This is a genomic window from Hydrogenophaga aromaticivorans (genome assembly GCF_013387465.1).
In the GTDB taxonomy this organism is placed as follows: Bacteria; Pseudomonadota; Gammaproteobacteria; order Burkholderiales; family Burkholderiaceae_C; genus Hydrogenophaga; species Hydrogenophaga aromaticivorans.
This window is the reverse complement of the sequence record NZ_VYGV01000012.1, coordinates 233,926-241,132: the sequence shown is the minus strand read 5'-3', so window position 1 is coordinate 241,132 and position 7,207 is coordinate 233,926. Positions and strand designations below refer to the sequence as shown.

The 7,207-nt window shown below is 68.6% G+C and carries 4 protein-coding genes, 2 pseudogenes and 1 riboswitch; of the genes and pseudogenes, 4 read left to right on the top strand and 2 right to left on the bottom strand.

Annotated features, from left to right (window positions below; all coding sequences use genetic code 11):
• Positions 1-328: 328 nt before the first annotated feature.
• Positions 329-736 (bottom strand): DUF302 domain-containing protein, encoded by a 408-nt coding sequence (locus tag F3K02_RS14530; protein WP_177136325.1) that lies wholly within the window; start codon positions 734-736, stop codon positions 329-331.
• A 228-nt stretch (positions 737-964) separates the two neighbouring features.
• Here F3K02_RS14530 and F3K02_RS14525 point away from each other — a divergent pair, with 228 nt between their 5' ends.
• Positions 965-3,601 carry a cation-translocating P-type ATPase gene (locus F3K02_RS14525; RefSeq protein ID WP_177136324.1) on the top strand — a complete coding sequence of 879 codons (2,637 nt, stop codon included), beginning with the start codon at positions 965-967 and terminating at the stop codon, positions 3,599-3,601.
• Here F3K02_RS14525 and F3K02_RS14520 read toward each other — a convergent pair.
• Positions 3,593-4,453: a DUF6920 family protein gene (locus F3K02_RS14520; RefSeq protein ID WP_177136323.1), complete on the bottom strand. Its 861-nt coding sequence runs from the start codon at positions 4,451-4,453 to the stop codon at positions 3,593-3,595. The two genes, F3K02_RS14525 and F3K02_RS14520, sit on opposite strands and share 9 nt — an antisense overlap.
• 165 nt (positions 4,454-4,618) lie before the next feature.
• A riboswitch (TPP riboswitch) is annotated at positions 4,619-4,731 on the top strand.
• Positions 4,732-4,849: 118 nt separating this feature from the next.
• Between F3K02_RS14520 and thiC the strand changes: the two genes are divergently transcribed.
• The 3 genes and pseudogenes from thiC to F3K02_RS28010 form a co-directional block, all read left to right on the top strand.
• Positions 4,850-6,760 carry a phosphomethylpyrimidine synthase ThiC gene (thiC, locus tag F3K02_RS14515; RefSeq protein ID WP_177136322.1) on the top strand — a complete coding sequence of 637 codons (1,911 nt, stop codon included), beginning with the start codon at positions 4,850-4,852 and terminating at the stop codon, positions 6,758-6,760.
• Positions 6,761-6,763: 3 nt separating this feature from the next.
• Positions 6,764-7,117, top strand: a pseudogene (locus F3K02_RS14510) (FAD-dependent oxidoreductase); the annotation flags it as partial.
• A pseudogene (locus F3K02_RS28010) lies at positions 7,115-7,207 on the top strand (NADH-quinone oxidoreductase subunit B); the annotation flags it as partial. The pseudogenes F3K02_RS14510 and F3K02_RS28010, both read left to right, overlap by 3 nt.

The following is a 7,207-nucleotide window of genomic DNA, read 5'->3' as shown; positions in this document are numbered from 1 at the left end:
GCCGGGGAGGCAGCGACCGCATCGCGCGCGGCCGGCTCGTGCGCCTTCAGCCGCAGGCGCCGGAAGGCGATACCCAAGCCCACGGCCATCTGCAACAGCAGTGCCGCACTGATGTACCCCAGAAGCTGCAGCGTGGTCACGGGTGCATCGCCACGGGTTGCCCGGAACGCGCCGGGGCCATGGCCTCCCGATCTGGCGAGGGTGGGTGTGCCGGGCAGCGCATCGGGTTCCAGGTGGGCTTGGTGGGCGCGGACATGAACCTTTATCGCTGTTGCAGCGGTTGCCGCCCTTGATGTGCATCAACCGGGGAGATGCGCCCACAAAACCTTCACGCCGGCCCGGTGCTGCCGCCCAGGCTGGCGCAGGCGCGGCGCAGGCGCTGCTCGGCCGCATCGGCCACCGCTTTCACCTCGGGACTGGCGATGAGCGTGAACATGACCTGCGGGTCCAGGAATCCCACCACCACCTGGCCAGGCACCACCTCGCGCACGATCACATTGCACGGCAGCAGCAGCCCGATGTCGGGCACCGCCTGCAACGCCTGAAAAGCCAGCGGCGGGTTGCACGCACCGAGGATGCGGTAGGGTGGCATGTCTTCGCCGAGCTTGTCTTTCATCGCGGCTTGCACATTGATGTCGCTCAGCACGCCAAAGCCTTCGGCCTTGAGCGCCTGGGTGGTCTGGGCGATCGCTTCGTCAAACGAGACGCCGCTGAGCGTGGTGGTGAATCCGTACATGGCAGGTTCCTTTCTTGAGGGTGGGGGTTCAGTTTCGAAGATGGCTGCTGCGGAGCAACGCGTCTGTGCGACACCGAACCGACGCTGAACCATGCCGGAGTCAGGGTCAGAATGCAAGCCTTGGGCAACGCTGAAGAAGTCCCGTGGATGCGCTCGCCCGCTGCCGGGATGGGCGCGCCGCGAGGGACTTGATCAGCGTGGCCCTTCGTGGCTGCGCTAACCTTGCGCATGCCCTTGACCCCGCCCCAGCCCGCCGCCCCGAAACCACCCCCCTCGACACCGACCCCTGGCACCGGGTCTGGCCTGTCCGCGAATGACGCTGCGCAGCGCCTTGCCGAGGACGGACCCAACGCCTTGCCCGGCGGACAGCAGCGCAGCCTGCTGTCCATCGCGCTCGACACGGTGCGCGAGCCGATGTTCCTGTTGCTGCTCGCGGCCGGCACGCTCTACATGGCGTTCGGCGACCTGCAGGAAGGCCTGACGCTGTTCGGCTTCGTGGTCATCACGCTGGGGCTGACGCTGTACCAGGAGGGCAAGACCGAGCGCGCCATTGAAGCGCTGCGCGACCTGACCAGCCCGCGCGCGCTCGTCATCCGCGACGGTGCGCCGCAGCGCATTGCCGGGCGCGACGTGGTGCGCGGCGACCTGCTGCAACTGAGTGAAGGCGACCGGGTACCGGCCGACGCCCTGCTGGTGTCGGCGGACGGCGTGCAGGCGGACGAATCGCTGCTGACCGGCGAGGCGGTGCCGGTGAGCAAGCGGGCAGCGCTGCCGCCGGAGCTGGCAGCGAACCCGCAACCCGACGACGCCGCCCGAGCCCGCCCCGGCGGTGACGACCTGCCCACCGTGTACGCGGGCACGCTGATCGTGCAGGGGCACGCGCTGGCGCGCGTGATGGCCACCGGCGCGCGCAGCGAGATCGGGCGCATCGGCACGGCGCTGGGCACGCTGGAAAACGAACGTTCGCCCCTGCAGAAGCAGACGGCGCAGCTGGTGCGCAACCTGGCCCTGCTGGCGCTGGCGCTCAGCCTGGCGCTGGTGCTGGTGCACGGCCTGATGCATGGCAACTGGCTGCAGGCGTTGCTGGCCGGCATCGCGCTGGCCATGGCGATGCTGCCGGAGGAATACCCGGTGGTGATGACCGTGTTCCCGGCGCTGGGCGCGCGCCGCCTGTCCACCGAAGGCGTGCTCACGCGCCGCATCAACGCGATCGAAACACTGGGCGCCACCACCGTGCTGTGCAGCGACAAGACCGGCACGCTGACCGGCAACCGCATGACGGTGACGCACCTGGCGGCGGGCGGCGTGGCGCTCACCGACCGCCTGGCGCTGGATGCAGGGTCCGAATCATCGCTGCCCGAAGCCTTCCACACGCTGGTGGAGTTTTCGATTCTGGCGAGTGTGGTGGACCCGTTTGACCCGATGGAGAAGGCGTTTCACCAGCTGGGCGAACGCTTCCTGACCGACACCGAACACCTGCACCGCGACTGGCGGCTGGTGCAGACCTACGCACTCAGCCCCGCGCTGCGCGCGATGTCGCATGTGTGGGCGGCGTCGGTGCAGGGTGTGCAGACGGTGGCCGCCAAGGGCGCGCCCGAGGCTGTGGTGGACCTGTGCCATCTCGACGACGCGCAGAAGGCGCACATTGCCAGCGTGGTGGACGAACTCGCCGCCGAGGGCCTGCGCGTGCTGGCCGTGGCCCAGGGCAGCTTCACTGGACAGGACTGGCCCGCGAACGAGCACGACTTCGACTTCAGCTTCGTCGGTCTGCTGGGCCTGGCGGACCCGGTGCGCCCGCAGGTGCCCGCCGCCATCGCCGAGTGCCGCGCGGCCGGCATCCGCGTGGTGATGATCACAGGCGACTACCCGGCCACGGCGCAGGCGATCGCGCGGCAGGCGGGCCTGGCGGAGTCGGCCGCCGAGGTGCTCTCGGGCGACGAGATGGCGACGCTGAGCGACACCGCCCTGCGCGAGCGCATGGCGAACGTGAGCGTGTGCGCGCGCATCGCGCCCGAGCAGAAGCTGCGCATCGTGCAGGCGCTGAAAGCGCGCGGCGACATCGTCGCCATGACGGGCGACGGCGTGAACGACGCGCCGGCCCTGCGCGCGGCCCATGTGGGCGTGGCCATGGGCCAGCGCGGCACCGACGTGGCGCGCGAGTCGGCCTCGCTGGTGCTGGTGGACGACGACTTCGCGGCCATCGTGCGCGCGGTGCGGCTGGGGCGCCGCATCTTCGACAACCTGCGCAAGGCGATGTCGTACATCCTGGCGGTGCACGTGCCCATCGCCGGCATGGCGCTGCTGCCGGTGCTGTTTGGCTGGCCGGCGCTGCTGTTCCCGATGCACATTGCCCTGCTCGAACTCATCATCGACCCGGCCTGCTCGATCGCTTTCGAGAACGAACCGGCCGAGAGCGACGTGATGCAACGCCCGCCCCGCGACGCCAACGCACCGCTGTTTGGCGGCGTCACCTTGTGGCTGGCGCTGCTGCAGGGGCTGGGCGTGCTGGCGGCGGTGATGGGCGCGTTTGCCTGGGCGGCGCCCCGGCTGCCCGAGGCGGAGGCCCGCGCTTTTGCCTTTGCCACGCTGGTGATCGGCAACCTGGCGCTGATCCTTTCCAACCGCTCGGCCACGAGGCCGCTCTGGGCCACGCTGCGCACGCCGAACACCACGCTCTGGGTGGTGGTGGGTCTGGCGTTGGCGCTGCTGCTGGCGGCGCTCTATGTGCCCTGGGCGGTGGGCGTGTTGCGCTTTGCGCCCCTGCCGGCGCACGAGCTGGCCGCCGCCTGCGGACTGGGTTTGTTCAGCGTGTTCTGGTTCGAAGGCATCAAGTGGGCCCGAAGGGTCCGCGCCGGTTCACGCTGACCACTCGTGGCGCAGTGAGGTGACCGTGCCACGCCAGTAGGTCTTGCGGCCTTCCGGGAGCAGCCAGGCCACCTCGCCGGTGAGCGGCACCGTCATGCCGTCGACGCGCTGGTGGTTGGACCAGGTGCCCTCCCACGGTGCCGAGCTGACCTCCTTGCCGACTATACGGCCGCGCGCTTCGGCGCGCATGGACGTCATCAGGCCCGCGTCGTCGAAGCGGAACAACAGGGTGATCGAGAGCGCGCCGTCCGTCAGTGTGGCGTTGGCGGAGAGCTCGTCCACCGCGGTCCAGCGCACACCCTGGCTGGGCAACAAGGCGGTGGGGTACCAGGCGGCTTCGGCAAAGAACCGCATCAGCTCGCCGCGCGCCAGTTCGCCACCGCCCCGCAGGTCGGCCACGCTGAAGAGACCAGAAACGGCCGCGTGCAGCAGGCCTTCGCCGTCCGCATAGCTGTCGTGCACACGCACCGACACGCCGGGCGCCATGGCGATGCGCGCGTCCCACAGAAAACCCGGGCGTTGCACGATCACCCGCTGGCGCGAGGTGAACGGCTTCCACTGTTCGCCGGTGGGTGACAGGTTGAAGTGGCCGGTGTGCTCCAGCGTGGCCGCGGTGACGATGGACTGACCCGGCGTGAGCACGGTGCTGAAATAGCGCTGCACGGGCGCGGGCAGGCCTTCGATTTCGCGCGGGTCGTAGCGCGCGGGTGAGGCGGGCAGGCGTTTCGCCTCCAGACGCGCCAGGATCGCCTGCGTCGCCCCGGTCCAGCGCATGGCGCCGCCGACGTTGAGGCCCACGAAAATCAGCGCGAGCGCCGCGACGATGAGGAACAGCCAGGTGAGCCAGGTCATGGGCGTGGAGGGTTTCGATGGCTTGGTTTGGCGGCGGAACACGATCCAACAGCGTAACAAACCGCGGCAACAAGATCGGTGCGGTGGCGGACACGGGGCGCAACGCAATAGGCAAGCGCACCGTGGGGTCGGCGCAAAGCGTATTCAGAAAACCGGGATACACTCCGCCCTGCTCCGGGGTGCACAGACCGAAAGGTCCAGCGCTGAGATGGTTGAAAAACCGAACCCGTGAACTTGATCTGGCTAGTACCAGCGAAAGAAGAGCGCAGCCCCCAGGGCCTGCATCCACTACCCGTTCCTCGTGCAACGGGTCCGTCCACTCCACCAGTGGGCCCGGGTGCATGTTTTGACGGGCGGTCTCCGGAGCATCCACAGCCCCAACAGGAGACCGCCGCCATGAACGCCCCCGACAAGATTCCCTTCGCCGACCAGTTCGCGCTCAGCCGCGAACCTTTCCCCGCTTCGCGCAAGATCTACGTGCCCGGCTCGAACGAGAGCATCCAGGTGCCCATGCGGGAGATCTTGCTGAGCAATGGTGAGCGGGTCACGGTGTACGACACCTCTGGCCCCTACAGCGACCCGACCGCCGCCATCGACGTGCGCACCGGTCTGGCCGACGTGCGCGGCGCCTGGATCGAATCGCGTGGCGACACCGAAAGCTACACCGGCCGCCAGCGCGCCGCGCTGGACGACGGCGTGAAGAACGAGGCGCAGAACAACGGCACCACCATCGAACGCATCGAGGCCCTGCGCGCCGAAGCCGCCGGCCTGCAACGCACGCCACGCCGTGCCAAGAGCGGCATGAACGTCTCGCAGATGCACTACGCGCGCCAAGGCATCGTCACGCCCGAGATGGAATACGTGGCCCTGCGCGAGAACGGCAAGCGCGAGTGGATGCGTGAGTACCTGGGCGACCCGGCGCGTGAAGCGCGCCTGCGCGGCAACCCCATGGGTGCGCGCATTCCCGAGGTGTTCACGCCCGAGTTCGTGCGCGACGAGGTGGCGCGCGGCCGCGCCATCATCCCGGCCAACATCAACCACCCTGAAGTGGAGCCCATGGCCATCGGGCGCAACTTCGGTGTGAAGATCAACGCCAACATCGGCAACTCGGCCGTCACCTCCAGCATCGAGGAAGAAGTGGACAAGCTGGTGTGGGCGATCCGCTGGGGCGCCGACAACGTGATGGACCTGTCCACCGGCAAGAACATCCACACCACGCGCGACTGGATCGTGCGCAACAGCCCGGTGCCCATCGGCACGGTGCCGATCTACCAGGCGCTGGAAAAAGTGGGCGGCGTGGCCGAAGACCTGACCTGGGCGATCTACCGCGACACGCTGATCGAGCAGGCCGAACAGGGCGTGGACTACTTCACCATCCACGCCGGCGTGCGCCTGGCCTACATCCACCTCACCGCGCAACGCCGCACCGGCATCGTCTCGCGCGGCGGCTCGATCCTGGCCAAGTGGTGCATCACGCACCACAAGGAGAACTTCCTCTACACGCACTTCGACGAGATCTGCGAAATCATGAAGGCCTACGACGTGAGCTTCTCGCTCGGCGACGGCCTGCGCCCGGGCAGCGCGTCCGACGCGAACGACGAAGCGCAGTTCGCCGAGCTCAAGACACTGGGCGAGCTGACCCAGGTGGCCTGGAAACACGACGTGCAGACCATGATCGAAGGCCCTGGCCACGTGCCCATGCACCTGATCCAGGCCAACATGGACGAGCAGCTGAAGCACTGCCACGAGGCGCCGTTCTACACACTGGGCCCGCTGACCATCGACATCGCGCCGGGCTACGACCACATCGCTTCGGCCGTGGGCGCGGCCATGATCGGCTGGATGGGAACGTCCATGCTGTGCTACGTGACGCCCAAGGAACACCTGGGCCTGCCCGACCGCGACGACGTGAAGCAGGGGATCATTGCCTACAAGATCGCCGCCCACGCGGCCGATATCGCCAAGGGCCACCCGGGCGCCCGCGCGCGCGACGACGCCATGAGCAAGGCGCGTTTCGAGTTCCGCTGGCGCGACCAGTTCGCACTCGGCCTGGACCCGCAGACCGCCGAGGATTACCACGACGAAACCCTGCCCAAGGACTCGTCGAAAGAGGCGCACTTCTGCTCGATGTGCGGGCCGAAGTTCTGCAGCATGAAGATCACGCAGGACGTACGCGACTACGCCGCGGCCAAGGGCGTGAGCGAGGAACAGGCACTCAACGAAGGCATGGCGCAGAAGAGCGCGGAGTTCAAGGCCGTGGGCGGCGAGTTCTACGTGCCCGTCGATGCGATCGGCAGGAAGGGCTGAGCCATGAATGCCCATCGTTCACGCATCGGCATCGCTGGCGCGGGCGTGCTCGGACGCCTGCTCGCATGGCAGCTTTCGCGGGCCGGGCACGCTGTCACGGTGTTCGATCCGGCGGCGGGTCCGGAAGCACCGGCCACCGGCTCCTTGTCGGAACACGCGGCCTTCGCAGCCGGCTTCACGGCGGCCGGCATGCTCAGCCCCATCGCGGAGCTGGACAACGCCGGCCCTGAGATCGCGCGCCTGGGCTGGCGCTCGCTGGCCCTGTGGCGCGAGGTGGCGGACACGCTGCGTGCCGAAGGCTGCAGCGCGCCGCTGTTCGAACAACACGGCAGCCTGATGCTCGCGCACGGCGCCGACCTGGGCCGTTTTGGCGCCGAGGTGTTCCGCGCCAGTCCGCGCCAGTCCGATCTGATGATCGTGGCCGGCACGCTCTGCAACAAGATGGCA